General features: G+C 72.9%; 22 protein-coding genes. 13 read left to right on the forward strand and 9 right to left on the reverse strand.

What is annotated here, in order from left to right; translation table 11 throughout:
- Positions 1-84 precede the first annotated feature (84 nt).
- Genes nth through ACIRGB_RS06050 form a run of 3 tightly spaced genes read left to right on the forward strand, consistent with a single transcriptional unit; the run spans position 85 to position 3334 of the window.
- Positions 85-1293, forward strand: a complete 1209-nt coding sequence (gene nth, locus ACIRGB_RS06040) for an endonuclease III (RefSeq protein ID WP_403859062.1) — start codon at positions 85-87, stop codon at positions 1291-1293.
- A 52-nt stretch (positions 1294-1345) separates the two neighbouring features.
- Entirely contained in the window at positions 1346-2089 is a 744-nt protein-coding gene (locus ACIRGB_RS06045; RefSeq protein ID WP_403859064.1) for an NUDIX hydrolase, read from the forward strand.
- Positions 2090-2134: 45 nt separating this feature from the next.
- A complete protein-coding gene (locus ACIRGB_RS06050) occupies positions 2135-3334 on the forward strand; it encodes a MarP family serine protease (RefSeq protein ID WP_403859066.1) in 1200 nt (399 codons plus the stop codon).
- Positions 3335-3390: 56 nt separating this feature from the next.
- On the opposite strand, the gene ACIRGB_RS06055 is transcribed toward ACIRGB_RS06050, so the two are convergent.
- The 6 genes from ACIRGB_RS06055 to ACIRGB_RS06080 form a co-directional block, all read right to left on the reverse strand.
- The gene (locus ACIRGB_RS06055; protein WP_104634500.1) at positions 3391-3576 is read right to left on the reverse strand and encodes a hypothetical protein; all 186 of its coding nucleotides are present in this window, start codon (positions 3574-3576) and stop codon (positions 3391-3393) included.
- Positions 3577-3736: 160 nt separating this feature from the next.
- On the reverse strand, positions 3737-4711 hold the full coding sequence (locus ACIRGB_RS06060) for an alpha/beta fold hydrolase (protein WP_403859069.1): 975 nt from the start codon (positions 4709-4711) through the stop codon (positions 3737-3739).
- Entirely contained in the window at positions 4708-5196 is a 489-nt protein-coding gene (locus ACIRGB_RS06065) for a phage holin family protein (RefSeq protein WP_403859071.1), read from the reverse strand. Before ACIRGB_RS06065 ends, ACIRGB_RS06060 begins: the two co-directional genes overlap by 4 nt.
- 64 nt (positions 5197-5260) lie before the next feature.
- Positions 5261-6685 (reverse strand): Na+/H+ antiporter NhaA, encoded by a 1425-nt coding sequence (gene nhaA, locus ACIRGB_RS06070; protein ID WP_403859073.1) that lies wholly within the window; start codon positions 6683-6685, stop codon positions 5261-5263.
- 176 nt (positions 6686-6861) lie between these two features.
- Positions 6862-8817 carry an acetate--CoA ligase gene (acs, locus tag ACIRGB_RS06075; RefSeq protein ID WP_403859075.1) on the reverse strand — a complete coding sequence of 652 codons (1956 nt, stop codon included), beginning with the start codon at positions 8815-8817 and terminating at the stop codon, positions 6862-6864.
- A gap of 261 nt (positions 8818-9078) precedes the next feature.
- The gene (locus ACIRGB_RS06080; protein WP_403859077.1) at positions 9079-11535 is read right to left on the reverse strand and encodes a SulP family inorganic anion transporter; all 2457 of its coding nucleotides are present in this window, start codon (positions 11533-11535) and stop codon (positions 9079-9081) included.
- Between the two features lie 255 nt (positions 11536-11790).
- On the opposite strand from ACIRGB_RS06080, the gene ACIRGB_RS06085 reads away from it, so the two are divergent.
- The gene (locus ACIRGB_RS06085) at positions 11791-13086 is read left to right on the forward strand and encodes a hypothetical protein (protein WP_403859079.1); all 1296 of its coding nucleotides are present in this window, start codon (positions 11791-11793) and stop codon (positions 13084-13086) included.
- A gap of 51 nt (positions 13087-13137) precedes the next feature.
- Here ACIRGB_RS06085 and ACIRGB_RS06090 read toward each other — a convergent pair whose 3' ends face one another.
- Positions 13138-14118: an ATP-binding protein gene (locus ACIRGB_RS06090; RefSeq protein ID WP_403859081.1), complete on the reverse strand. Its 981-nt coding sequence runs from the start codon at positions 14116-14118 to the stop codon at positions 13138-13140.
- A 111-nt stretch (positions 14119-14229) separates the two neighbouring features.
- Here ACIRGB_RS06090 and ACIRGB_RS06095 point away from each other — a divergent pair, with 111 nt between their 5' ends.
- Positions 14230-15054 carry an oxidoreductase gene (locus ACIRGB_RS06095; RefSeq protein WP_403859083.1) on the forward strand — a complete coding sequence of 275 codons (825 nt, stop codon included), beginning with the start codon at positions 14230-14232 and terminating at the stop codon, positions 15052-15054.
- Between the two features lie 400 nt (positions 15055-15454).
- Here the strand turns inward: ACIRGB_RS06095 and ACIRGB_RS06100 are convergent, their stop codons facing one another.
- Positions 15455-16312, reverse strand: coding sequence for an HAD family hydrolase (locus tag ACIRGB_RS06100; protein ID WP_403859085.1), 858 nt, complete (start codon positions 16310-16312; stop codon positions 15455-15457).
- A 611-nt stretch (positions 16313-16923) separates the two neighbouring features.
- On the opposite strand from ACIRGB_RS06100, the gene ssd reads away from it, so the two are divergent.
- From ssd to ACIRGB_RS06135, 7 genes are all read left to right on the forward strand, one after another.
- Positions 16924-18108 (forward strand): septum site-determining protein Ssd, encoded by a 1185-nt coding sequence (gene ssd, locus ACIRGB_RS06105; RefSeq protein WP_403859087.1) that lies wholly within the window; start codon positions 16924-16926, stop codon positions 18106-18108.
- Between the two features lie 443 nt (positions 18109-18551).
- Entirely contained in the window at positions 18552-19727 is a 1176-nt protein-coding gene (locus tag ACIRGB_RS06110) for a TadA family conjugal transfer-associated ATPase (RefSeq protein WP_403859318.1), read from the forward strand.
- A 41-nt stretch (positions 19728-19768) separates the two neighbouring features.
- A complete protein-coding gene (locus tag ACIRGB_RS06115) occupies positions 19769-20689 on the forward strand; it encodes a type II secretion system F family protein (protein WP_403859320.1) in 921 nt (306 codons plus the stop codon).
- Positions 20686-21483, forward strand: a complete 798-nt coding sequence (locus tag ACIRGB_RS06120; protein ID WP_403859089.1) for a type II secretion system F family protein — start codon at positions 20686-20688, stop codon at positions 21481-21483. The genes ACIRGB_RS06115 and ACIRGB_RS06120 overlap by 4 nt, the downstream gene beginning before the upstream one ends.
- A 101-nt stretch (positions 21484-21584) precedes the next feature.
- Positions 21585-21824 (forward strand): DUF4244 domain-containing protein, encoded by a 240-nt coding sequence (locus ACIRGB_RS06125; RefSeq protein ID WP_403859091.1) that lies wholly within the window; start codon positions 21585-21587, stop codon positions 21822-21824.
- A complete protein-coding gene (locus ACIRGB_RS06130) occupies positions 21811-22254 on the forward strand; it encodes a TadE family type IV pilus minor pilin (protein WP_403859093.1) in 444 nt (147 codons plus the stop codon). The genes ACIRGB_RS06125 and ACIRGB_RS06130 overlap by 14 nt, the downstream gene beginning before the upstream one ends.
- Positions 22255-22538: 284 nt before the next feature.
- Complete coding sequence (locus ACIRGB_RS06135; RefSeq protein ID WP_403859322.1) at positions 22539-22952, forward strand: Rv3654c family TadE-like protein; 414 nt, start codon at positions 22539-22541, stop codon at positions 22950-22952.
- Here the strand turns inward: ACIRGB_RS06135 and ACIRGB_RS06140 are convergent.
- Positions 22915-25371 carry a DEAD/DEAH box helicase gene (locus ACIRGB_RS06140; RefSeq protein WP_403859095.1) on the reverse strand — a complete coding sequence of 819 codons (2457 nt, stop codon included), beginning with the start codon at positions 25369-25371 and terminating at the stop codon, positions 22915-22917. The genes ACIRGB_RS06135 and ACIRGB_RS06140 overlap by 38 nt on opposite strands.
- Positions 25372-25453: 82 nt before the next feature.
- On the opposite strand from ACIRGB_RS06140, the gene bldG reads away from it, so the two are divergent.
- The gene (gene bldG / locus ACIRGB_RS06145; RefSeq protein WP_003975386.1) at positions 25454-25795 is read left to right on the forward strand and encodes an anti-sigma factor antagonist BldG; all 342 of its coding nucleotides are present in this window, start codon (positions 25454-25456) and stop codon (positions 25793-25795) included.
- Positions 25796-25896 lie beyond the last annotated feature (101 nt).

Below are 25896 nucleotides of genomic sequence, written 5' to 3' on the forward strand. Positions count from 1 at the left end.
CAGGGTCCCGATGGCGGTAGGAAATCGGCGAAAGCGACAAAGAAGGCAGTGCCTGCCAAGAGGGTGACTGCGGAGAAGGGTGCCGTGAAGAAGAGCGCCGCGAGCGAGGAGTCCGCCGCGACCGAGAAGAACGCCGGGAGCGAGCAGACGCCTGCGAAGAAGACGCCCCCGAAGAAGGCGCCCGCGAAGAAGGCGCCTGCGAAGAAGACGCCTGCGAAGAAGGCCACTGCGGCCAAGAAGTCCGCCGCGAGCGAGAAGAGCCCCGCCGCTGAGAAGACGTCCGCGGCCAAGAGGGCCCCCGCGGCCAAGAAGACCTCCGCGGCCAAGAAGACCTCCGCGGCGAAGAAGACCTCCGCGGCGAAGAAGACCTCCGCGGTCAAGAAGGCGAGCCCCGCGAAGAAGGCCGCGCCGCTCACGAGGCAGGCGCCCGCCAAGAAGCCCGCCGTCGCCCCGAAGAAGGCCACCGCCGCCGTCAAGGGCGTCGCCCCGGCGAAGACCGTCGCCGCGAAGCCGCCGCGCGGCGAGTCGCGCACCGCGCTGGTCCGCCGCGCCCGCCGTATCGACCGCGAACTCGCAGAGGTCTACCCGTACGCCCACCCGGAGCTGGACTTCGAGAACCCGTTCCAGCTGGTCGTGGCCACGGTGCTGTCCGCCCAGACCACCGACCTCAGGGTCAACCAGACGACGCCCGCCCTGTTCGCCAAGTACCCGACCCCCGAGGACCTGGCCGCCGCCGTCCCCGAGGAGGTCGAGGAGATCCTGCGCCCGACCGGCTTCTTCCGGGCCAAGACCAAGTCGGTCATAGGGCTGTCCAAGGCCCTGTCGGAGGACTTCGGGGGCGAGGTCCCCGGACGCCTCGAGGACCTCGTCAAGCTGCCCGGCGTCGGCCGCAAGACCGCCTTCGTCGTGCTCGGCAACGCGTTCGGCCGCCCCGGCATCACCGTGGACACGCATTTCCAGCGCCTGGTGCGCCGCTGGCGGTGGACCGAGGAGACCGACCCGGACAAGATCGAGGCCGCCGTCGGCGCGCTCTTCCCGAAGAGCGACTGGACCGACCTCTCCCACCACGTGATCTGGCACGGCCGCCGCATCTGCCACGCCCGCAAGCCCGCCTGCGGCGCCTGCCCCATCGCCCCGCTGTGCCCGGCGTACGGCGAGGGCGAGACGGACCCGGAGAAGGCGAAGAAGCTGCTGAAGTACGAGAAGGGCGGCCTCTCGGGGCAGCGGCTGAAGCCCCCGCAGGCCTACCTGGACGCGGGCGGGAAGCCGGCACCGCCGCTGGGGGCAGGGTGACGGAACGATCTCGGGGGCGTCGGGCGTTGGAGTCGGCAGGACGGGGGTGGAGATGACACGGGCGAGCGACACGCAGGGCCCCGCGAGGGGTCACGCCGGGAGCGTGATGCTCAGCAAGGAGGGGCTGCCCGGCTGGCTGGACCCCGTGGTGCGGGCCGTCGAGACGGTCCGGCCCACCCAGCTGAGCCGCTTCCTGCCCCCGGCGGACGGCGCGGGCCGCCAGTCCGCCGTCCTGATCCTCTTCGGCGACGGCACCCGCGAGGGCGAGGGCGGCGACGGGGCCGGGCGTGGCCCGGAGCTGCTGCTCATGGAGCGGGCCGGCTCCCTGCGTTCCCACCCCGGCCAGCCTGCCTTCCCGGGCGGTGCCCTCGACCCCGAGGACGGCGATCCGCGCGGTGACGGTCCGCTGCGGGCCGCCCTGCGCGAGGCCGAGGAGGAGACCGGGCTCGACCCGGCCGGCGTCCAGCTCTTCGGGGTCCTGCCCAAGCTGTACATCCCGGTGAGCGGCTTCGTCGTCACCCCGGTGCTGGGCTGGTGGCGCGAGCCCACCCCCGTCGGCGTCGTCGACCCGGCCGAGACGGCGCGCGTCTTCACGGTCCCCGTGGCGGATCTCACGGACCCCGCCAACCGGGTGACGACCCTCCACCCCAGCGGTCACCGGGGCCCGGCATTCCTGGTCGAATCGGCGCTCGTGTGGGGCTTCACCGCCGGCCTCATCGACCGGTTGCTGCACTTCGCGGGCTGGGAGCGCCCGTGGGACCGGGAGAAGCAGGTCCCGCTGGACTGGCGCGCATGACAGGGTGGCCTGCGTACCGCAGACGACAAGACGAGGCCTGAATCGGTGAACGTGCTGGACATCCTGTTGCTGCTGGCCGCCGTCTGGTTCGCGATCGTCGGCTTCCGCCAGGGCTTCGTCGTCGGCATCCTGTCGGTGATCGGCTTCCTCGGCGGCGGTCTCGTCGCCGTCTACCTGCTCCCGGTGATCTGGGACGCGCTGACGGACAACGCGGAGGTGAGCACCACCGCCGCCGTCGTCGCGGTCGTGGTCGTCATCGTGTGCGCCTCCGTCGGCCAGGCCCTGACGACCCATCTGGGCAACAAGCTGCGCCGCTACATCACCTGGTCCCCGGCCCGCGCCCTGGACGCCACCGGCGGCGCCCTGGTCAACGTCGTCGCCATGCTCCTGGTCGCCTGGCTGCTCGGCTCCGCCCTGGCGCGCACCACGATGCCGACGGTCGGCAAGGAGGTGCGGCAGTCCACGGTGCTGGCGGGGGTGCAGCAGGTGCTGCCCGCCGGTGCCGACAACTGGTTCGACAGCTTCACGTCGGTTCTCGACAAGAACGGCTTCCCGCAGGTCTTCAGCCCGTTCTCCAACGAGTCGATCCCCGACACGCTGCCGCCGGACCCGGCCCTGGCGAACAGCCCGGTCGCCGCCGGTGCCAAGCGCTCCATCGTCAAGGTCATGGGCACCGCCCCGGACTGCGGCAAGGTCCTGGAGGGCACCGGCTTCGTCTTCGCCGACCGCCGCGTCATGACCAACGCCCACGTCGTGGGCGGCGTCGACGAACCCACCGTGCAGATAGGCGGCGAGGGCCGCAAGTACGACGCGACGGTCGTCCTCTACGACTGGCAGCGCGACATCGCCGTCCTGGACGTGCCGGAACTGGACGCGCCCGCCCTCCGGTTCACCGACGAGGACGCGGAGGGCGACGACGGCGCGATCGTCGCGGGCTTCCCGGAGAACGGGGCGTACGACGTCCGCGCCGCGCGGGTGCGCGGGCGGATCACGGCCAACGGACCGGACATCTACCACCGCGACACCGTCCGCCGAGACGTCTACTCGCTGTACGCGACCGTCCGTCAGGGCAACTCCGGCGGCCCGCTGCTGACGCCGAAGGGCGAGGTGTACGGGGTGGTCTTCGCCAAGTCCCTGGACGACCCCGACACCGGCTACGCGCTCACCGTGGACGAGATCCGCGAGGACATCAGCAAGGGCCGCACCGCCGGTCAGCAGGTGGACAGCGACAGCTGCGCGCTCTAGGCCTACGCCCCCCGGGTCCGGGAGGTGTCGGGGCGTCGGGGCGTGGGACCGGTGTCTCAGGTCCGCGGATGGCGCAGGCGTACGGAGACCCAGCGGGCCCGGCGGCGCAGGATGCGCGGAATGCCCACTCGAAGGTCCGCACCCGCGAGTTGCGGGGTGCCGCCAGGTCGGTGGGTACTGCTCACGCCGCTCGTGGAGCGGCCGTCGCGTGCTACGTCACTGTAGTCGTGCGTCCAGCCCATACCGGGACGTGTGCCCCCGCCTGAAGGTCGATAACCGCTTCCGGGGCGCCCAATTGGCCTATGCGTCGGGCAAGTGGCCGTTCATAGGACAAGCGTTCCGATATGGATACCGGGCGCGTCCGTTCGGTCACCGATCGCTCACCGGACGGACACCGGACGGTCACCGATCCGGTTCGGGATCCTTCAGCCAGTTGACCAGTTCGGTGGAGAAGGCGACCGGGTCCTCTTCGTGCGGGAAGTGCCCGAGCCCGTCGAACAGCCGCCAGCGGTACGGCGCTTCGACGTACTGCCCCGATCCCGCGGCGCTCCGCGTCCGCATCACGGGGTCCAGGGAGCCGTGCAGGTGCAGGGTCGGCACCCGCACCGGCCGCTTCATCCGGCGGTAGAACTGGATGCCGTCCGGCCGGGCCAGGGAGCGCACCAGCCAGCGGTACGGCTCGACCGAGCAGTGCGCCGTGGAGGGGATGCACATGGCGCGCCGGTACGCCGTCACCGCCTCCTCGTCGAGGAGCCGCGGCCCGGACCAGTCGTGGAGCAGCCGGCCGACCAGCGCCCCGTCGTCCGCGGTCAGTTGACGCTCCGGCACCCAGGGGCGCTGGAAGCCCCAGATGTAGGAGCCCGCCCGGCTCTGGCGGACGTCCCCGAGCATGGCCGAGCGCCAGCGCCGGGGGTGCGGCATCGAGGACACCGCGAGCCGCCGCACGAGCTTGGGCCGCATCGCGGCGGCCGTCCAGGCCAGGTAGCCGCCGAGGTCGTGACCGACCAGCGCGGCGTCCGGCTCGCCGAGGGAGCGGACCACGCCGGTGATGTCGAGGGCGAGGCCCGCGGGGTCGTAGCCGCGCGGGGTGCGGTCGCTGCCGCCGACGCCGCGCAGGTCCATGGCGACCGCGCGGAAACCGGCGTCGGCGAGCGCCACCAGTTGGTGCCGCCAGGTCCACCAGAACTGCGGGAAACCGTGCAGCAGCAGCACCAGCGGTCCGTCGCCCAGCTCGGCGATGTGGAAGCGGGCGCCGTTGGCCGCGACGTCCCGGTGGGTCACCTCGGGCCCGCCCGGGATGCCGAGGCGCACGACCGAGGTGGGGTGGGGGTGCTGCGGCGAGGGGGAGTGCCCCGAAGGAGTGCTGGAGCCCGTCATGAGGTCGAGCGTGCCACAGCCTCGAACGCTTCGGGGGACCGGTCCGCGGGCAGTTCCGGGCGCGGGTGCGGCTTGGCGTTCTGGAGCACGCCCGCGGACTGCTTCACCGAGGCGGCGACCTTCTGCGGGCCGCGGCCCTTCTTGGCCTTCTTCGCGAAGACGACGCCGATCAGCGCGAGGAGGCCCGCGATCAGGACGTTGGCCGCGAAGGAGAGCAGGAAGCAGACCGCGAGGTTCCAGTGGCTCCAGGTCCGGATGCCGTAGGCCAGCGCGAAGCTCAGCATCGGCAGCGAGAACACCAGGAGCAGGCCCGCGGCGGAGAACGCGCCGCCGCTCGTCGCCCCTCGTTTGACGTCCTGCTTCAGCTGCGCCTTCGCCAGCGCGATCTCGTCGTGCACGAGCGCCGACATTTCGGTGGTCGCCGAGGCGAACAGCTGGCCGATGCTGCGTTCGGTGCCGACCGGGCTGCCGTCGGGTGCGCTCATCGCGGTCTCCCTCTTCTGCTGGCTCGTCTGAGTACGGTTCCGTCTTTTGTACCGTCTCGTCAGATCATGCCGGACGGTCGTCCTCATCGCCTGCCCCGCCCGCCACTTCGGCAAGCCGCGCCGACTCCATCTCCTCGGCGATCCGGCGGTGCTCGGCGGCCTTCCTCTCGTAGACGGCGGCCACGCGCAGGTGGTACGCGGGGTCGTCCTCCTCGTAGATGTCCGGTACGCCGCTGAGGTCGTCGTCGCGCTCCTCCTCGGCGACCATCCCCCGGTACTTCGCGTTCCGTATCTTCAGCAGCACCGTCGCCAGGGCCGCCGCGATGAGCGAGCCGGTCAGGACGGCGGCCTTGGCCCGGTCGGTCATCGCCGCGTCGCCCTCGAAGGCCAGCTCGCCGATGAGCAGCGAGACGGTGAACCCGATGCCGGCCAGGGTCGCCACCGCGAACACGTCCGCCCACTCGAGGTCGTCGCTGAGCGAGGCCCGGGTGAAGCGGGAGGTCAGCCAGGTGCCGAAGAAGATGCCCAGCGTCTTGCCGACGACCAGCCCGAGCACGACACCGAGGGTCTCCGGCCGGGTGAACACGTCCGCCAGCGCCCCGCCGGAGATGGCCACACCCGCGCTGAACAGCGCGAACAGCGGAACGGCCAGGCCCGCCGACAGCGGGCGCACCAGGTGCTCGATGCGCTCGCCGGGGGAGTGGTCCTCGCCCTCGCGCCGGTGGCAGCGCAGCATCAGGCCCATCGCGACGCCGGCGATGGTGGCGTGGACGCCGCTGTTGTACATCAGGGCCCAGATCACCAGGCCGAGCGGGACGTACACGTACCAGCCGCGCACCCCCTTGCGCAGCAGCAGCCAGAAGACGACGAGGCCGACGACCGCGCCGCCCAGCGCGGCGAAGTTCAGGGTGTCGGTGAAGAAGACCGCGATGACCAGGATGGCGAACAGGTCGTCGACGACGGCGAGGGTCAGCAGGAAGGCGCGCAGGGCGCTCGGCAGCGAGGTGCCGATGACGGCGAGTACGGCCAGTGCGAAGGCGATGTCGGTGGCGGTCGGCACGGCCCACCCGGCCAGGGAGCCGCCGCCCGCGGTGTTGGTGACGGTGTAGACGAGCGCCGGTACGACCATGCCGCACAGCGCCGCCACCACCGGGAGCGCGGCGGCCTTGGGGTCCTTCAGGTCACCGGCGACGAGTTCGCGTTTGAGTTCGATGCCGGCGACGAAGAAGAAGATCGCCAAGAGCCCGTCGGCGGCCCAGTGCGCGACCGACAGGTCGAGACCGAGCGCCGCGGGGCCGAAGTGGAAGTGGCTGACGCTCTCGTAGCTGTCGTGCAGTGCCGGTATGTTCGCCCACACCAGGGCGGCGATCGCGGCGAGCAGCAGCAGGACGCCGCCGACGGTCTCGGTGCGCAGCGCGTCCGCGAGGTAGGTGCGCTCCGGGAGGGACAGCCGCCCGAAGGCCTTGCGGGGGGTGCGGGGCGCGGTCACGGGGAGAACCTCCGGTGGGTGGGCAGCACGGAACACATGCCGACCAGACTTCCCGGCGCACCATGAGGATCTTGATGATTCTCTTACGTCTGTCCAGCTTACCCGTGCCCCGGGTGGCGCACAGGGCGAGGGCACCCGGCGCGCGTCCGGCGCCGGGTGCCCTCGGGGTGCGTGGCTCAGTCCTCGCTGGGCGCCGCCGGGAGCTTCGACTGGATGAGGTCCATGACCGTCGAGTCCGTCAGGGTGGTGACGTCCCCGAGCTGTCGATTCTCCGCGACGTCGCGCAGCAGGCGCCGCATGATCTTGCCGGAGCGGGTCTTCGGCAGCTCCGCCACCGGCAGGATCCGCTGGGGCTTGGCGATCGGGCCGAGCGTGGCGCCGACGTGGGCGCGCAGCTCGGTGACCAGGTCGTCGCTCTCGGCGGCCGTGCCGCGCAGGATGACGAAGGCCACGATGGCCTGGCCGGTGGTCTCGTCCGCCGCGCCGACCACGGCCGCCTCGGCGACCGACGGGTGCGAGACGAGGGCCGACTCGACCTCGGTGGTGGAGATGTTGTGGCCGGAGACGAGCATCACGTCGTCGACGCGGCCGAGCAGCCAGATGTCGCCGTCGTCGTCCTTCTTGGCGCCGTCGCCGGCGAAGTACTTGCCCTCGAAGCGGGACCAGTAGGTGTCGATGAATCGCTGGTCGTCGCCCCAGATGGTGCGCAGCATCGACGGCCACGGCTCGGTGAGGACCAGGTAGCCGCCGCCCCCGTTCGGCACCTCGTTGGCCTCGTCGTCGACGACGGTGGCCGAGATGCCGGGCAGCGGGCGCTGGGCGGAGCCCGGCTTGGCCTCCGTGACACCCGGCAGCGGCGTGATCATCATCGAGCCGGTCTCGGTCTGCCACCAGGTGTCGACGACCGGGGTGGCGTCCGCGCCGATGTTCTTGCGGTACCAGATCCACGCCTCGGGGTTGATCGGCTCGCCGACCGAGCCGAGGACGCGCAGGGAGGACAGGTCGAACTTGGCGGGGATGTCGTCGCCCCACTTCATGAACGTCCGGATCGCGGTCGGCGCCGTGTACAGGATCGTCACGCCGTACTTCTGCACGATCTCCCAGAACCGGCCCTGGTGCGGGGTGTCCGGGGTGCCCTCGTACATGACCTGCGTCGCGCCGTTGGCGAGCGGGCCGTAGACGATGTAGGAGTGCCCGGTGACCCAGCCGACGTCGGCGGTGCACCAGAAGACGTCGGTCTCCGGCTTGAGGTCGAAGACGGCCCAGTGCGTGTACGCCGTCTGCGTGAGGTAGCCGCCGGAGGTGTGCAGGATGCCCTTGGGCTTACCCGTCGTGCCGGACGTGTACAGGATGAACAGCGGGTGCTCGGCGTCGAACGCCTCGGGCGTGTGCTCGGCGGACTGCCGGTCGACGGTCTCGTGCCACCACTTGTCCCGGGAGTCGTCCCAGGCGACGTCCTGGCCGGTGCGGCGGACGACGAGCACGTGCTCGACGATCCCGGCGCGCTCGACGGCCTCGTCGACGGCCGGCTTGAGGGCGGACGGCTTGCCGCGCCGGTAGCCGCCATCGGCGGTGATGACGACGCGGGCGTCGGCGTCCTGGATGCGGGTGGCCAGCGCGTCCGAGGAGAAGCCGCCGAAGACGACCGAGTGCGGGGCGCCGATGCGGGCGCAGGCCAGCATCGCGATCGCCGTCTCGGGGATCATCGGCATGTAGATGGCGACCCGGTCGCCCTTCTGCACGCCCAGCTCCAGCAGGGCGTTGGCGGCCTTGGAGACCTCGTCCTTGAGCTGGGCATAGGTGAGGGCGCGGCCGTCGCCGGACTCGCCCTCGAAGTGGATGGCGACGCGGTCGCCGTGGCCGGCCTCCACGTGCCGGTCGACGCAGTTGTAGGCGACGTTCAGCGTGCCGTCCTTGAACCACTTGGCGAACGGCGGGTTCGACCAGTCGAGCGTCTCGGTCGGCTCCTTCGCCCAGGTCAGGCGGCGGGCCTGCTCGGCCCAGAAGCCGAGCCTGTCAGCCTTGGCCCGTTCGTACGCCTCCGCCGTGACGTTGGCGTGCGCGGCCAGGTCGGCGGGGGGTGCGAACCTGCGTTCTTCCTTGAGCAGGTTGGCCAAGGATTCGTTGCTCACGACATCTCCCTTTCTCAGGGTTGTCCGTTGTGTCCCAGGCCACAGCTCATCAGACCCGGGGGGCCGATGACAAGGGTCGACGGGCAAATGGTTTAGACCTGTTCCGGCCGCCGTCTGCCGCCGCGTCACCTTCGTGGTCCGTGGTCACCCGTACCCACGGAAGCCGGCGGCGCGGGGTTCAGTGTGTGTAACGCCTCTCACACCGGCCCGCGCCGCGGCTCCCCGGGAGCGGCCCGGACGGACCGCCGGACGGTCCCCGGGTCAGCCGGTCGGGTTCGTCTCCCGCACCAGCTCGAACACGCCGCCGTCCGCGTCCTCGGACAGCAGGTACGACTGCGCCTCGCCGACGTGGAAGTACATGCCGTGCAGCTCCAGGTCCCCGGCGCCCAGCGCCCGGGCCACCGACTCGTGGGCGCGCAGATGCTCCAGCTGCTGGACCACGTTGGCCAGGCACAGCCGCTCGGCGGCGTCCGCGGGTGCCCGTCCGGCCGGCCGGGGCCGGGTGCGGTCGTCCCCGGCCGTGGCCACGACCGCGGGCGCGCGCTCCAGGCTCGGCAGCCCGTGCCGCAGCCACCGCTGGAGGGGCGTGCGCGCGCCCCCGGGGTTCGTGCCGAGCAGCGCCTGCATCGCCCCGCACCCGGAGTGCCCGCACACCGTGATGGACCGTACCTTCAGCACGTCCACGGCGTACTCGATCGCGGCGGCCACCGAGTCGTCGCCGCTCTCCTCGCCGGGCAGCGGCACGAAGTTGCCGACGTTGCGCACCACGAAGAGGTCGCCGGGGCCACTGGAGGTGATCATCGACGTGACCACCCGGGAGTCGGCGCAGGTCAGGAACAACTGGGAGGGCTGCTGTCCTTCCCGGGCCAGCCGGGCCAGCTCGCGGCGCATCAGCGGGGCGGTGTTGCGGTGGAACGCGCTGATGCCACGGGCGAGTTCGTGTCCGGGAGGTTCGTCGGTCGCACCGGATGCCGGGGACGCGCTGGTCGTGCCGGGGGCGTTCGGGCGGGTCGTGGTGCCAGGCGATCCGTCGGAGGGCCGGCCGGGGGAGCCGCCCGGGGCGGCCTGCCGGTCCGTGCCGGACGCCGGTGCCTTCGGCGGGCGTTCGCACTGGTGGTTGCGCCAGGGTGTCCAGGGGCGGCAGCGGCAGCCGTCCACCTCGGCCGGTTCGGAGATGCGGGTGCCGGGCCGGCGGCCGGTGATGTCGACGGAGCCGCCGTGCGCGGTGTGCGTCTTCTGCCAGTCCTGGAGCGTCTCGTACGCCGCGTGGTCCATGAAGGACCCGTCCAGCTCGACGACGGCGTCCGCCCCGTGGGGCACCTGGTGCAGGATCCGGCTGAGCCGCGGCACGGCGAGGAAGGTCAACTGCCCCCGTACGTGTACGTGGTGGACCCCCTCCATGTCGTCGCGGGTGATCCGGGTGCGGGTGAGGCGGTGCAGGGCGACGCCGACGGCGACGGCGATGCCGAGCGCGACGCCCTCCAGGACGCCGAGGAACACCACGCCGCAGGTGGTGACCGCGTAGACCAGCACCTCGCGGTGGCGGGTCACCGTACGAATGTGGTTCAGCGAGATCATCTTGAGGCCGACGGCCATGACTAGGGCGGCGAGCGAGGCGAGCGGGATGAGCTCCAGGGCCGGGACCAGCAGCAGCGTGGCGATCACTACGAGAACGCCGTGCAGCATCGTGGAGTTCCGGCTGACGGCGCCCGCCGCCACGTTCGCGGAACTGCGCACGGCCACACCGGCGATGGGCAGTCCGCCGAGCGACCCGGAGACGATGTTGGCGGCGCCCTGGCCGAGCAGTTCGCGGTCGAGGTCGGAGCGCTGGACGCGGCCGGTCAGCGCGGGCCGGGCGGCGACCAGCTTGTCCACGGCGACCGCGCCGAGCAGGGACTGCACGCTGCACACGAGCGTGGTGGTGAGGACGGCGGCGACGAGTCCCAGCACCGGTCCCTCGGGCAGCGAGGCCAGGGCGTGGCTGCTCCAGGACGGCAGGTCGACCTTGGGCAGGCGGAGCCCGGTGAGGGCGGCGACGGCGGTGGCACCGGCGACGGCGATCAGGGCGGCGGGCACCTTGCCCAGGATCTCCCCGGCCCGGCCGGGGAGGCGGGGCCAGAGCAGCAGGAGGGTCAGGGTCAGCACGCTCACGGCCACGTCGGCGGGGTGCAGGTCGGCCAACTGGGCGGGCAGCGCGACCAGGTTGTCGGGCACGGAGCTCTGCGGGGTGCCGCCGAGGACGATGTGCAGCTGGGCGACGGCGATGGTGACGCCGATGCCGGCGAGCATGCCGTGCACGATGGCGGGGCTCACGGCGAGCGCCGAGCGCGCCACGCGCAGGCAGCCGAGCCCCAGCTGGGCGATGCCGGCGAGGACGGTGATGGCGCAGGTCGTACGCCAGCCGTAGCGCTGGATGAGGTCGGCGGTGACCACGGTGAGTCCGGCGGCGGGGCCGCTGACCTGGAGCGGGCAGCCGCCGATGCGTCCGGCGACGATGCCGCCCACCGCGGCGGCGACGAGGCCGGCCTGGAGGGGGGCGCCGGTGGCGAGGGCGATGCCCAGGGAGAGGGGCAGGGCGATCAGGAAGACCGCGATGGCGGCCGAGACGTCGGCGCCCGCGACGCGGAAGCGCCGGGGGCCGCCGGGCGGCGGGCTGTGGGGCGGGTGGACGTGCTTGGTCCGGGCCGAATCGGCGCGGGCGGGGACGCAGGCTGACATGTTCCCGTCTCCTGAGGATGCGTTCGATTACAGCGAGTAAATAGAGAGTAATTCAGAGTAAAGAAGAGGCATAGGTTTTTAGCGCGAATGGAGTAACGCCCCGCGCATTCGGGTGGATCAGTTATTTCATCGGCTTGTCGTACTAATTCCTTCTCATTTCCGTGTCACCTTGACGGCGCTGACGGCACGGCCCGGCTCAGCACCCGACATCGCCTAGTCGGCGTTGGCCCGAGAGAAGGAAGAAGGTGGGCGGACATGGCCGCCACCCGCAGGATGGCCTCCCACAGGATGGCCGCGCGCGCCGTGGTCGCCGCGATCTGCGCCGCGTCGCTCGCCGGTTGCGCGATCGACAACGGCAGCGGTTCCGGCGAAGGGACACAAGTTCCGGAGAAGGAAAAGGGGAAAGCGGCACCGGCGCCCAAGAACGCGGTCCGGCTGATCGGTGACGGTTCCACCGCGTACACCGGCGCCCAGCCGCACCTGCCCCGGCCCGAACGCCTCAAGCCGGGCCAGAAGCCCCCGCAGTTCGTGGTGTTCTCGTGGGACGGCGCGGGTGAGGACAGCCAGAAGCTGTTCTCCCACTTCCGCGACGTGGCCAAGGAGAACAACGCCACGATGACGTACTTCCTGAGCGGCGTGTACATGCTGCCGACCGAGAAGCGAGACCTGTACAACCCGCCCCAGCACTCCCCGGGCCGCTCGGACATCGGCTTCAACGACGAGCAGGGCATCGCCGACACCGTGAAGCAGCTGCGGCTGGCGTGGCAGGAGGGCAACGAGATCGGCACCCACTTCAACGGGCACTTCTGCGGCGCCGGCGGCGGGGTCGGCGAGTGGTCCGTCGAGGAGTGGAAGGAGGAGATCAGCCAGGCCAAGCAGTTCGTGAAGACCTGGAAGTCCAACACCGGGATGAAGAACGCGGCGCCGCTGCCCTTCGACTACGACAAGGAGCTGATCGGCGCCCGCACCCCGTGCCTGGAGGGCCAGAAGAACTTCGTGAAGGCCGCCAGCCAGATGGGCCTCCGCTACGACAGCAGCGGGGTGAACAACCAGGTCTGGCCGTCGAAGAAGGAGGGCCTGTGGGACCTGTCGATGCAGCTCGTGCCGTTCCCCGGCCACTCCTACGAGCAGCTCACCATGGACTACAACTACATGGTCAACCAGTCGGGCACCGCCACCCAGGGCGACCCCGCCAAGCGCGAGTTCTGGGGCGACCAGATGCGTGACAGCCTGCTCCAGGGCTTCGAGCGGGCCTACGACGGGAACCGCGCGCCTCTGATCATCGGCAACCACTTCGAGTCCTGGAACGGCGGCACCTACATGCGCGCCGTGGAGGAGGTCGTGGAGACGGTGTGCACCAAGGAGGAGGTGCGCTGCGTCTCCTTCCGGCAGCTCGCGGACTGGCTGGACGCCCAGGACCCGAAGGTGCTGAAGAAGCTGCGCACCCTCGGTGTGGGCGAGGCTCCCGACAAGGGCTGGGCGTCCTTCCTGTCGGCCGCGCCCGCACCGGCGCCGAAGGGCGTGCCCGGGGCGCCGGCCGCCAAGCGGTAGCACCGGGCCGCCGGGCGCCCCGGAGAGTGCGAGGGCGCGGTGGCCCGCGGGTCACGCGGGGGCGGCGACCTCCTCGCCGAGGACGAAACCGGGGTCGACCTGCGCCGCCAGGTCGTCCCCGGTGCGCTCGTTGCCCCAACTGGCGGCGTTCTTCAGGTGGAAGTGGACCATCTGCCGGGTGTAGCGCTCCCAGTCCCGCAGCTCGTACGTCGCGTCGACGGCCGTGTGCAGCGCGCGCAGCGCCCGGCCGTTGGCCTCCTCCAGGAGCTCGAACCGGGGCGGGCGGCCCTTCTCCATGGCGCGCACCCAGTCCGAGTGCCCGACGGTGACCAGCAGGTCGTCCCCGACCTGGTCGCGCAGGAAGTCGAGGTCGTCCTGACCCTGCACCTTGTTGCCGACGACCCTCAGGGTGACGCCGAAGTCGCGGGCGTACTCCTTGTACTGGCGGTAGACGGAGACCCCCTTCCGGGTCGGCTCGGCGACGAGGAATGTGATGTCGAAGCGGGTGAACATCCCGGAGGCGAACGAGTCCGAGCCCGCGGTCATGTCCACCACGACGTACTCGTCACGGCCGTCGACCAGGTGGTTCAGGCACAGCTCCACCGCTCCGGTCTTGGAGTGGTAGCAGGCGACTCCCAGGTCGGCGTCCGTGAAGGGTCCGGTGACCATCAAACGGACGGTCCCGCCGTCGAGTTCCACCGGCCGGGCGCAGGCGTCGTAGACCGGGTTGTCCTCGCGCACCCGCAGCAGACGCGAGCCCTCGCCGGGCGGCGTCGTCTTGATCATCTTCTCGGCGGAGGCGATCCGCGGATTGCTTCCGCGCAGATGGTCCTTGATCAGCGGGAGGTGCTCGCCCATCGCGGGCAGCCCGGCCGCCTCCGCGTCGTCGAGGCCCAGCGCGGCTCCCAGGTGCTGGTTGATGTCGGCGTCGATCGCGACGACGGGCGCGCCGGTGGCGGTGAGGTGGCGGACGAACAGGGAGGACAGGGTGGTCTTGCCGCTGCCGCCCTTCCCGACGAAAGCAATTTTCATGTTCACCAAGCGTAGTGGCTCGATAGCTGTAGGTGGCATCCGCGGCGGGTGAGGGGTGAAGAAGACCACTCATTCGTGGGGCGCGGCGCCGGGTTGCGTAGGGTCTTACTCATGAGTACGACAGGCGCGAACGCCGATCCGCTCGCGGCCCTGGGCGACCTGCCCGGCGTGGCCGAGTCCGTGGAGTCCGTACGCAAGGCCGTGGACCGCGTCTACGGCCACCGGGTCATGCGGCGCCGCAGCAACGAGATCACCTCCGAGGCGGCACTGCGCGGCGCCCGGGGCTCGGCGGCGCTGTCCGGGGCGGACTGGGCCCTGGAGGAGGTGCGTCGGCGCAGCGACTTCAGCGGCGACGACGACGCGCGCGCGGTGGGCGCCGCGCTGCGGCTGACCGCCGAGGCGGGGCAGCTGCTGTCCATCTGGCGGCAGTCGCCGCTGCGGGTGCTGGCCCGGCTGCATCTGGTGGCGGCGGCGGAGAAGGCCGACGAGGTGGGGCGCCCCCGCCGGCCGGGCGAGCCGGTGGACGAACCGCTCGTCGAGCTGCCGCTGCCCGACGCCGAGGAGGCGCACGGCCGCCTGGACGGCCTGGCCGCGCTGGTCACGGCCGGCGGTTCGGCACCGGCGCTGGTGACGGCCGCCGTGGTGCACGGGGAACTCCTGGCGCTGCGCCCCTTCGCCTCGCACAACGGACTGGTCGCGCGGGCCGCGGAGCGCATCGTCCTGGTCGGCAGCGGCCTGGACCCCAAGTCGGTGTGCCCGGCCGAGGTCGGCCACGCCGAGCTGGGGCGCGCGGCCTACCTCGCGGCGCTCGACGGCTACGTCTCCGGAACGCCGGAGGGCATGGCCGCCTGGATCGCCCACTGCGGCAAGGCCGTCGCGCTGGGTGCGCGCGAGTCGACGGCGGTCTGCGAGGCGCTCCAGCGCGGGGCGGCGTAGGGCGAACGGCGCGCCGTCCGGTGGACGGGACAGAAGGGGCAGAAGGGACAGAAATGCGGCGGTACGGATGCTCGTACCGCCGCTGGCACGACCACCGGGGTACCAAGCGTCCTCGATATATGCCCATCAGGTCGGGAACTTCGCCCGTCACCTGGTGCGGCTGGCCCGTAATCGACGGGTCGACGTCGCGTGGGTGCCCGGTGTCCGTGCTCGGTCCGTGGGGCCAAATGCGTGTTTAAGGCGATCCTTTCGGATGTCCTCGGTCTCGCGGGCCGTTGACTCCTTTGTACTACCGGGCCCCAGTAAGCGGAAGTCCTCGCCGCACTTCTTTACTTTTGCGCTCATACGCGGGGAAAGGGTCGGCCAGGAAGCCCGTCAGGAAGGCCCGTCAGGTGGCCGGTCAGGCCGCCGTGGACCGCCGTCGGCTCGCGTACCAGACGAGTCCCGCGGTCGCCGCCGCGGCGCCTATCGCGGCGGCGGCGACGAGCGCGGGCCTCGGCGGCACGGAGAACCCCCCGATCCGCTGCTTGAGCCGCACCGGGCGGTGGAAATCGAGAATCGGCCACTCGCGCGCGAGGGCCTCCCGGCGCAGCGCCCGGTCCGGGTTGACCGCGTGGGGGTGGCCCACGGCCTCCAGCATCGGCAGGTCGGTCGCCGAGTCGCTGTAGGCGTAGCAGCGGGACAGGTCGTACCCCTCGGAGGCGGCCAGCTCCCGGATCGCCTCCGCCTTGGTCGGGCCGTACGCGTAGTACTCCACCTCGCCGGTGAAGCAGCCGTCGTCACCCACGATCATGCGGGTCGCCACCACCCGGTCCGCGCCGAGCAGCTCGCCGATCGGCTCGACGACCTCGGCGCCCGACGTGGAGACGATCACCACGTCGCGGCCCGCGGTGTGGTGCTCCTCGATCAGGGAGGCCGCTTCGTCGTAGATGATCGGGTCGATCAGGTCGTGCAGGGTCTCGGCGACCAGTTCCTTGACCAACTGGACGTTCCACCCGCGGCACAGCGCGGAGAGGTACTCGCGCATCCGCTCCATCTGGTCGTGGTCGGCACCGCCGGCGAGGAAGACGAACTGGGCGTATGCGGTGCGCAGCACAGCCCTGCGGTTGATCAGCCCGCCTTGGTAGAACGACTTGCTGAAGGTGAGCGTGCTCGACTTCGCAATGACCGTCTTGTCCAGGTCAAAGAAGGCCGCCGTGCGGGGCGTGGAGTGAGACGCGGAGTGGGGCAAGGAGTGGTTTTCCACGACCCTGAGCATAGGCGCAGCCCATTCGGCGTAAGCTGTGGCGCGTGGGTTTGCCTGAGAAGGCTCTCGGGTACACCATGGAAGTCACGGATCGTTCGCGACCGTGCTAACCCGGTCCGACTCCTCCCCCCCCCCGAGTCGGCCGTGGAGACGACCCCCGCTCTCCCCCCCGGCGGGGGTCGTCGCATGTCCGGGTGGGTTTCTTCGCTCTTTCCCTGATCTGGGCCCCGCGCCGTGCCGGTGCGGGGCCCAGACTCTGTCGCGGCCCTATCCGACTACACAGCGTAGTTGCCGGACTGCTCTGCGGGAGTCGCACGCGGAGTGGAACGGGGCCGGGCGAGGCTCACCGGTTCGAGTGAGTCGATATTCACAACCGTCGAGTTGTCCACAGTTTTTGACCAAGATCCACACGATTTCCCGGATCGCTGCACCGTGATTCCCATGCGTCCGGGCCGTGCCGAGTTCCATGGCCGGATCTGTTTGCCGGACGCGTGATGCGAGCCGCTCGTGCGAAGACCGGTTTCCGGTTCTTCGGGCGGCCGCGAATCGCGGGCCGTGCGGCCGCGCGAGAGACCACGAGACATCGGGCGCGACCGCGGGAGCCGCGCCGAAGGGGAAAGGCCATGACCGGAACCATCACGCACGACCCGCCGCCCACCGCCGGAGGACGGCAGGGCGCACCCCTCATCGTCACCGAGGACACGGAGCTCCTGGACGACCTGCTGCGCCTCTGCGCGGCCGCGGGCGCCACCCCGGAGGTGCACCACTCGGTGCCCGTGACGCCTCGTTCGACGCCTTCGGCACCGACCGGGACGGCGACGTCCCCGGCACCCCCGGCGCCCGGGCGGCGCACCGGATGGGAGACCGCGCCGCTGGTCCTCGTCGGGGACGACGTGGCCCGGCGCCTGCGCGGAGCGGTGCGGAGAAGGGGTGTGGTCCTCGTGGGCCGCGACCAGGACGACTCGGGGATCTGGCAGCGGGCCGTCGAGATCGGCGCCGACCACGTCCTGATGCTGCCCGACGGCGAGCAGTGGCTGGTCGACCGCATCGCCGACGTCGCCGAGGGCGTCGGCCGTCCGGCCCTCACCGTCGGCGTCATCGGCGGCCGGGGCGGTGCCGGGGCGTCCACGCTGGCCTGCGCGCTCGCCGTCACCTCCGCGCGGGAGGGGCTGCGCAGTCTGCTGGTGGACGCCGATCCGATGGGCGGCGGCCTCGATGTCCTCCTCGGCGGCGAGACGGCCGACGGGCTGAGGTGGCCGGCGTTCGCGGCCTCGCGCGGGCGGGTCGGCGGCGGCGCCCTGGAGGAGTCGCTGCCCGCGCTGCATTCGCTGCGGGTGCTCAGCTGGGACCGGGGCGACTGTGTCGCGGTACCGGCCCAGGCGGTGCGCGCGGTGCTCGCGGCGGCCCGGCGAAGGGGTGGCACGGTCGTCGTGGATCTGCCGCGCCGCGTCGACGACGGCGTCGCCGAGGTTCTCGCACAGCTCGACATCGGGATCCTCGTGGTCCCCGCCGAGCTGCGGGCCGTCGCGGCGGCGGGCCGGGTGGCGGCCGCGGTCGGCATGGTCCTGCGCGACCTCCGGGTCGCGGTGCGCGGGCCCTACGCCTCCGGACTCGACGACCGCGAGGTGGCCCGGTTGCTCGGCCTGCCGCTGGTCGGTGAGGTGCCGGTCGAGTCCGGGCTCCTGCGCGCCACGGAGAGCAAACGCCCCCCGGGCACACCCTCCCGAGGCCCGCTGGCGCGCTTCTGCCGGGGCTTTTGGGAACGGGCGCTGGCGGAGTCGGACGGACGGGGCGGGAGCGGCTCATGAGGTGCGGGACGGGGTCGGTCGTGAGCGGTGGAGGGCGGGGCGAGATGGACGCGGTGGTCGTGGGAGAGCGGGGCGGGACGGGGGCGTCCGCCGGGCCCCCGGTCGCGGGGAGGAGGACGGGGCGCCCAGGCCCGGGGACGCCCGACGGGACGACCGCGAGGGTGGTTCCGGGCTGGGTGGTCCGGCCGTCCGCCGTATCGCCTGGGGGCTCGACGGCCGGAGGGATCGGGCGCCGGACCTCCGGGGCATCGCTGGGACCGGCACCCGGCGGATCGCTGGGGCCGGCATCCGGCGGATCGCCGGGCTCGGGCTCCGGCGGATCGTTGCGACCGGGCTCCGGCGGATCGCCGGGGTCCGCCTCCGGATGGGCTCGGGCTCGGGCGCGGGATTCCGCGCGGTCTCTGGTGACGGTTGCGCAGAGGAGTCCCGGCGCCGCGCCCGGAATGCTCGACGGTGTGCGGCGGTGGCTCGCCGAGAGCGGGGCGGAACCGACGCCCGCGCGGGTGGCGCAGGCACTGCGGGAGCAGGGCCGGGTGCTGGGGGACGCCGAGGTGCTCGGTGCCGCCGAGCAGCTCAGGTCGGAGCTGGTCGGCAGCGGGCCACTCGAACCGCTGCTCGCCGACCCCTCGGTGACCGACGTACTGGTGTCCGCCCCGGACCGGGTCTGGGTGGACCGGGGCGGCGGCCTGGAGCTGGCGCCGGTCTCCTTCCCCGACGCGGGCGCGGTCCGGCGGCTCGCGCAGCGCCTCGCCACCGTCGCCGGGCGCCGGCTCGACGACGCCCGGCCCTGGGTGGACGCCAGGCTGCCCGACGGCACCCGGCTGCACGCGGTGCTGCCACCGGTCGCCGTCGACTGCACCTGCCTGTCGCTGCGGGTGGTACGGCCGCGCGCCTTCAACCTCGACGAGCTGACGGCGGCGGGCACCGTGCCGCCCGGCGGTGACCGCGTGCTGCGCGCTCTTCTGCGGGCCCGGCTGTCCTTCCTCGTCAGCGGCGGCACCGGCAGCGGCAAGACGACCTTGCTCAGCGCGCTGCTCGGGCTCGTCGGACCGGACGAGCGCATCGTGCTGGCCGAGGACTCGGCGGAGCTGCGACCCGATCATCCACACGTCGTCCGTCTGGAGACCAGACCGGCGAACCAGGAGGCCGCGGGTCTGGTCACCTTGGAGGACCTGGTGCGCCAGGCGCTGCGCATGCGACCGGACCGGCTGGTCGTGGGCGAGGTGCGCGGTCCCGAAGTGGTCCATCTGCTCGCCGCGTTGAACACGGGTCACGAAGGCGGGTGCGGGACGGTGCACGCCAACGCGGCCGTTGACGTACCGGCCCGGCTGGAGGCGCTCGGCACGGTCGCGGGCCTGGATCGTGCCGCTCTGCACAGCCAGCTCGCGGCGGCCCTCTCGGTGGTCCTCCACCTGGTCCGTGACCACGCGGGACGCCGCCGTATCGCCGAGGTGCACGTCCTGGAGCGGGACCCGTCGGGGCTGGTGCGGACCGTGCCGGCGCTGCGCTGGGGAGCGGAGGCATTCGTCGCCGAACGCGGCTGGCAGCGGCTGCGGGAGCTGTTGCGCGGTGCGGGGTTCGAAGAGAGGACCGACGGACGGGAGGTGCGGGGGTGCTGAGCGCGACGGGCACGGGTGTGCCGGGGGCGGGCGAGCTGTCGATGGGCGTGGCCCTGGTGTGCCTGGGAGCGGCCGCCTGGCTGGCCGGTGGGTGGCACTCCGGCGTACGGCGGGCGCGGATGGTGCTCGCCGAGGGCCGAACGGGCGGAACGGGCGGAACCTGCGGAACGGCCAGGACGAACGGGACCGACGGGACCGACGGGGCGGGTGGAGCGGGCGGTACCGGGCCGCCCCCGGCGCGCCGGATGGCGGAGGGCTTGCGGCGGGTCCGTGGCCGGCTGAGGCCCGAGTGGTGGTCACCGGCGGCCGGGCTGGTGCTGGCGCTTCTGGGCCATTCGGTGCTGCCGGTCGTCGCGGGAGCGGCCGGCGTGCCGGTGCTGCGGCGGGCGCGGCTGGCCGCCCACGAGCGGCGGACCCGGGAGCGTCGGCAGGACGCGGTGATCGCCCTGTGCGGGGCGCTCGCCGGGGAGGTGCGGGCGGGGCGGCAACCGGGCGAGGCGCTCCTGTCTGCCGCGCACGACTCCGGCGGGCTGGGTGACGCCCAGGCGGCGGTGCTGGCGGCGGCCCGGTTCGGCGGGGACGTCCCCGGGGCGCTGGCGGCGGCGGCCGGACAGCCCGGCGCCGAAGGGCTGCGCGGACTCGCGGCGTGCTGGCGGGTCGCGGTCGACCAGGGTGCGGGACTCGCGGCCGGTCTCGACCGGCTGGAGGGCGCGCTGCGCGCCGAGCGGGACCAGCGCTCCGACCTGCGCGCCCAGTTGGCGGGCGCTCGGACCACCGCCGTGATGCTGGCCGGCCTGCCGGTCCTCGGCCTCCTGCTCGGCGTCGCCCTCGGGTCCGATCCGCTGCACGTGCTGCTGCACACCGGGGCCGGACTGGGCTGTCTGCTGGCCGGTGGGGTCCTGGAGAGCCTGGGCGTGTGGTGGGTGGCGCGGATCGTGCGCGGAGCGGAGGCGGCGTCGTGAACGGCGACCTTGTCCACAGGCTGGGGGCAGTCGTGGGGACGGTGCTGGTCGCCGGCTGGCTGACGCGCGGTCTCGTGGCCGCCCGGCGGGAGCGAGTGGTGCGCAGGCGGCTCACCGGCCTGCTGGCTCCGGAACCGGCCCGTCCCGCCGCGCGCCGCGCCGAGGTGCTGACCACCGTCCGCCCCTGGCTGCCGCTGGTCGGCGCGGTGGGCGCCGGCTGGGCCGTGGTCGGCGGTGCGGCCGGAGTCCTGGTGGGGCTGGCCGGCGCGGCCGCGCTGTGGCGTTGGAACGCCCGGCGTTCGGCGGCCGGTACATCGGCGGCGGAGGCCGCTGCCGCGGAGGCCGCCCGTCAACTGCCGCTGGCGGCCGACCTGCTGGCGGCCTGCGTCGCGGCGGGCGCGAGCCCGGCCAGCGCGGCGCGGGCGGTCGGCGAGGCCCTGGGCGGACCGGTCGGGGACGCGCTCGGACGCGGCGCCGCGGAGGTGCGCCTGGGCGGCGAACCGGACGGCGCCTGGCGCGGGTTGGCCGCCGTCGCGGGGGCCGTTCCCCTGGCGCGGCTGCTGGAACGGGCCGAGGTGTCCGGCCTGCCCGCGGCGGGTCCGGCCGCCCGGCTCGCCGCCCAGGCCCGTGCCGACTGGGCCCGCACCACGACGGCCCGGGCCCGTCGGGCGGCCGTCATGGTGACCGCGCCGGTGGGGCTGTGCTTTCTGCCGGCGTTCATCGCGGTGGGCGTGCTGCCGGTGGTCATCGGGCTGGCCGGCGGGGTGCTGGGCCGTGGGGGAGGTGGTGGCTGAGGGACGGGTTCGGGCCGGCGGCAGGGCCGGCGAGTGAGCGTCCGGCGCACGAGCGACGGGCGGGCGAGTCAACAACAGGATCGAGCCTCACGGGGGTTGCGATGTATCAGGTGGTACGGGCACGGCTGTGTGCCCTGGTGTGCGGAGTCGGTACGGCGCTGCGGAGGCGGGCCGCGCGGCAGGCCCTTCGGCAGGACGCGGGAATGGTCACTTCCGAGTACGCGATGGGGATCGTGGCCGCGGTGGCCTTCGCCGTCGTCCTCTACAAGGTCGTGACCAGCGGCACGGTCAGCGCGGAGTTGCAGGGCATCGTGAAGGGGGCCCTCAATGCGCGGATGTGAGCGGGCGGCGAGGGCGAAGGCACGGGCCCCCGGCAGCGGACCGGACAGGGGCTTCGTGACGGCGGAGGCGGCCGTGGTGCTGCCCGTGCTGGTGGTGTTCGCGATGGCGCTGGTGTGGGGGCTGCTCGCGGTGGCCGCCCAGATCCAGTGTGTGGACGCGGCCCGGACGGGCGCCCGCGCGGCGGCACGGCAAGACCCGGACGACGCCGTCGTGGAGGTCACCCGCGAGGCGGCACCGCGCGGGGCGCGGGTCACGGTCAGCCGGGAGGCGGGGCTGGTCCGCGTGCTCGTGGTGGCCGACCCACCGGCTCTGCACGGGCTGCCCTTCGAGGTACGGGAGGAGGCCGTGGCTTCGGCGGAGCAACTGCCGGGGACGGAACCGGCGGCTGCGGACCCGGTGCGGGCCGACCCGGTGCGGGCGGAGCCGTGAGGCGCGCAGCCCCGCCCCGGTCGGCAACCGGCCGGGGCGGCACCGGAGCGGGTCCCGGCCCCGACCCGGCGGGCGGCCACAACCAGGCCCCCGTCTCCGCACCTGCCGCAGTCTCCGTGCCTGCCCCCGTCTCCGCGCCTGCCGCAGTCTCCGTGCCCGCCTCAACCCTCGCACCTGCCTCGGCCCTGGCACCTGCCTTGGCCCTGGCACCTGCCGCCGCCCCCGCACCTGCCTCGGCCCCCGCGTCTCGCCTCCGCACCGCCTCCGACCGGGGCTCGGCGACCGTGTGGAGCGTGGCCGCCATCGCCGTCCTGTGTCTGGTGTTCGGCGTGGTGCTGGCCCTGGGGCAGGCCGTCGTGGCCCGCCACCGCGCGGCCGGCGGCGCCGATCTGGCGGCCCTCGCGGCGGCGGACCACTGGGCACGGGGCGGCACGGCGGCGTGCGGGAGGGCGAGCCGGGTCGCGCGGGCGCAGGGGGTGCGGTTGGTGAGGTGTGTGATCACCGGGCAGGTCTCGGACGTGACGGCGGCCTCGGGCAGGGGCCCGTTCACGGCGGAGGTCCGGGCGAGGGCGGGCCCGGCCCCGCTCACCTCACCCGCACCGGCCCCGCCGCCCCTGCCCTCCGCGTCGCCTGTCCCGCCGCCCCTGCCCTCCGCACCGTCTACTCCGCCTCCGCCGCCCCCCGCAGCAGCACCGTGAGGAGCCGTACGGCTCCCCGCTTGTGCAGCGGATCATTGCCGTTGCCGCACTTGGGGGACTGGATGCACGACGGACAGCCCGCGTCGCACTCGCAGGAGGCGATGGCCTCCCGGGTGGCCGTGAGCCAGTCGCGGGCGGTGTGGAAGGCGCGCTCGGCGAAGCCCGCGCCGCCGGGGTGGCCGTCGTACACGAAGACCGTCGGCAGCAGGGTGTCCGGGTGCAGGGGGACCGACACGCCGCCGATGTCCCAGCGGTCGCAGGTCGCGAACAGGGGCAGCATGCCGATCGAGGCGTGCTCCGCGGCGTGCAGGGCCCCGCCGAGGATCTCCGGGTTGATCCGGGCCGCGTCCAGTTGGTCCTCGGTGACCGTCCACCACACCGCGCGCGTGCGCAGCGTCCGGGGAGGGAGGTCGAGCTTCGTCTCGCCCAGGACCTCGCCGGTGATCAGGCGCCGGCGCAGGAAGGAGACCACCTGGTTGGTGACCTCGACCGAGCCGTAGCAGAGGCGCCCGTCGCCCCAGGGGACCTCGATGTCGGTCTCCAGGACCGAGATCGCCGTCGTGTCGCGGGCCACCGTCGAGTAGGCGGGGGTGGCCTGCTCGACCAGCGCGACGGAGTCCTCCAGGTCGAGGGAGCGGACGAGGTACGTGCGCCCCTGGTGGAGGTGCACGGCGCCCTCGTGGACGGTCGTGTGGGCGGCACCGGCGTCCACGGTGCCCAGCAGCCGCCCCGTGCCCTCCTCGACCACCTGGACCGGGCGGCCGCCCTCGCCGCGGATGTCCGTCAGGTCGGCGGCCCGCTCACGGCGTGTCCAGTGCCAGGCCCGGGTCCGCCGGCGCAGCAGCTTCGCCGCCTCCAGCTGGGGCAGCAGCTCCTCGCAGGCGGGACCGAACAGCTTCAGGTCCTCCTCGGTCAGGGGCAGTTCCGCCGCCGCCGCGCACAGGTGGGGGGCGAGGACGTACGGGTTGTCGGGGTCCAGGACCGTGGATTCCACCGGCTGGTCGAACAGGGCCTCCGGATGGTGGACGAGGAAGGTGTCCAGCGGGTCGTCCCGGGCGACCAGCACGGCCAGCGCCCCCTGTCCGGACCGGCCTGCCCGGCCCGCCTGCTGCCACAGCGAGGCCCGCGTGCCCGGGTACCCGGCGATCACCACGGCGTCCAGGCCGGAGATGTCGAGGCCGAGTTCCAGGGCGTTCGTCGCCGCGAGGCCGAGGAGGTCGCCGGAGTGCAGGGCGCGTTCCAGGGCGCGGCGCTCCTCGGGGAGGTAGCCGCCGCGGTACGCCGCCACGCGCCGGACCAGGGAGCGGTCGACCTCGGCCAGGCGTTCCTGGGCGATCACGGAGATCAGCTCCGCGCCGCGCCGGGACCGTACGAAGGTGATCGAGCGCATGCCCTGCACGGTGAGGTCGGTCAGCAGGTCGGCGGCTTCGGCGGTGGCCGTGCGGCGGACCGGTGCGCCCTTCTCGCCCTCCAGGTCGGTCAGCGGCGGCTCCCAGAGGGCGAACACCAGTTCACCACGCGGTGACGCGTCGTCGGCGACCTCGATCACCGGGAGTCCGGTGAGGCGGCGGGCCGCCACGGCGGGCTCGGCGGCGGTGGCGGAGGCGAGCAGGAACACGGGCGACGCGCCGTAGCGGGCACACAGTCTGCGGAGTCTGCGCAGCACCTGGGCGACGTGGGAGCCGAAGACGCCCCGGTAGGTGTGGCACTCGTCGACGACGACGTATTTCAGCGCCTTCAGGAACGACGACCAGCGGGGGTGGGAGGGCAGGATGCCGCGGTGCAGCATGTCCGGGTTGGTCAGCACGTACGTGCCGTACTGGCGGATCCACTCGCGTTCCTCGAACGGGGTGTCGCCGTCGTAGACCGCGGCCCGGACCGCGGTGCCGAGAGGTTGTGAAAGTTCCCTCACCGAGCGGCACTGGTCGGCCGCCAGCGCCTTGGTGGGGGCGAGGTAGAGGGTGGTGGCGCCGCGCCCGTTCGGCGCCTCGGAGCCGTCCACGAGGGCCGACAGGACCGGCACCAGATAGGCCAGGGACTTGCCGGACGCGGTGCCCGTGGCGACGACCACCGAGTCGCCGTCGAGGGCGTGCTCGGCCACGCGTGCCTGGTGGGCCCAGGGACGGTCGATACCCGCGGCGCGCACCGCGGCGAGGACCTCCGGTCGAATCCGGTCCGGCCAGCGGGCATGACGTCCCGCACGTGGGGGCAGGTGCTCCGTATGAGTGATGCGCGCAGCCCGGCTCGGTCCCGCGGCGAGCCGGTCCAGGAGCATGCCCGGTTCCGGCCGGGAGCCGGGCTCCGCCGGGGATCGATCGGGTCGGTGATTCTTGGCCATCGGCACCGAGTCTGTCACTGGCGTGACGGACAATGGGACCAAGGCGTCGTGCACGCCTGCCGGTAAGTGATTGAATGCCATCGCGGCTGGCGAACCGTCCTGGGGGCTTCAAGCCGAGGTGTCCCGAGGGACGACCGCTCGATAGCAAGGTGCTGGAGGATCCGTGGACCTGTCCCTGTCGACCCGTACCGTCGGCGATCGTACGGTCGTCGAGGTCGGTGGCGAAATTGACGTATACACCGCGCCCAAGCTGCGTGAGCAGCTGGTCGAGCTCGTGAACGACGGGAGTTTCCACCTCGTCGTCGACATGGAGGGCGTGGACTTCCTCGACTCCACAGGGCTCGGCGTGCTGGTGGGTGGACTGAAGCGGGTGCGTGCCCATGAGGGCTCGCTGCGGCTGGTCTGCAACCAGGAGCGCATTCTCAAGATCTTCCGTATCACCGGCCTCACCAAGGTGTTCCCCATTCACACCTCGGTCGAGGAAGCGGTGGCGGCCACCGACTGACGACCGGCCCCGGGGCCTGTGCGGCCCGGGGCAGCAAGAGAACGAGGGGGGCCCGGGCTGTCGGCGGCCCGGACCCTCGAAAGCACGCCCGTAGTTCCGAG

This window comes from Streptomyces sp. NPDC102490 (assembly GCF_044765285.1).
Classification (GTDB): Bacteria; Actinomycetota; Actinomycetes; order Streptomycetales; family Streptomycetaceae; genus Streptomyces.

Excerpts from the sequence above, each read along its gene's own strand:
- ACIRGB_RS06045 (WP_403859064.1), top strand. The coding sequence starts at position 1,346 with ATGACACGGGCGAGCGACACGCAGGGCCCCGCGAGGGGTCACGCCGGG.
- ACIRGB_RS06140 (WP_403859095.1), bottom strand. The coding sequence starts at position 25,371 with ATGGCATTCAATCACTTACCGGCAGGCGTGCACGACGCCTTGGTCCCA.
- ACIRGB_RS06100 (WP_403859085.1), bottom strand. The coding sequence starts at position 16,312 with ATGCTCAGGGTCGTGGAAAACCACTCCTTGCCCCACTCCGCGTCTCAC.
- ACIRGB_RS06060 (WP_403859069.1), bottom strand. The coding sequence starts at position 4,711 with ATGACGGGCTCCAGCACTCCTTCGGGGCACTCCCCCTCGCCGCAGCAC.
- ACIRGB_RS06110 (WP_403859318.1), top strand. The coding sequence starts at position 18,552 with ATGCTCGACGGTGTGCGGCGGTGGCTCGCCGAGAGCGGGGCGGAACCG.
- ACIRGB_RS06080 (WP_403859077.1), bottom strand. The coding sequence starts at position 11,535 with ATGTCAGCCTGCGTCCCCGCCCGCGCCGATTCGGCCCGGACCAAGCAC.
- ACIRGB_RS06055 (WP_104634500.1), bottom strand. The coding sequence starts at position 3,576 with ATGGGCTGGACGCACGACTACAGTGACGTAGCACGCGACGGCCGCTCC.
- ssd (WP_403859087.1), top strand. The coding sequence starts at position 16,924 with ATGACCGGAACCATCACGCACGACCCGCCGCCCACCGCCGGAGGACGG.
- ACIRGB_RS06130 (WP_403859093.1), top strand. The coding sequence starts at position 21,811 with ATGCGCGGATGTGAGCGGGCGGCGAGGGCGAAGGCACGGGCCCCCGGC.
- ACIRGB_RS06125 (WP_403859091.1), top strand. The coding sequence starts at position 21,585 with ATGTATCAGGTGGTACGGGCACGGCTGTGTGCCCTGGTGTGCGGAGTC.
- ACIRGB_RS06085 (WP_403859079.1), top strand. The coding sequence starts at position 11,791 with ATGGCCGCCACCCGCAGGATGGCCTCCCACAGGATGGCCGCGCGCGCC.
- ACIRGB_RS06090 (WP_403859081.1), bottom strand. The coding sequence starts at position 14,118 with ATGAAAATTGCTTTCGTCGGGAAGGGCGGCAGCGGCAAGACCACCCTG.
- ACIRGB_RS06115 (WP_403859320.1), top strand. The coding sequence starts at position 19,769 with ATGGGCGTGGCCCTGGTGTGCCTGGGAGCGGCCGCCTGGCTGGCCGGT.
- ACIRGB_RS06095 (WP_403859083.1), top strand. The coding sequence starts at position 14,230 with ATGAGTACGACAGGCGCGAACGCCGATCCGCTCGCGGCCCTGGGCGAC.
- ACIRGB_RS06065 (WP_403859071.1), bottom strand. The coding sequence starts at position 5,196 with ATGAGCGCACCCGACGGCAGCCCGGTCGGCACCGAACGCAGCATCGGC.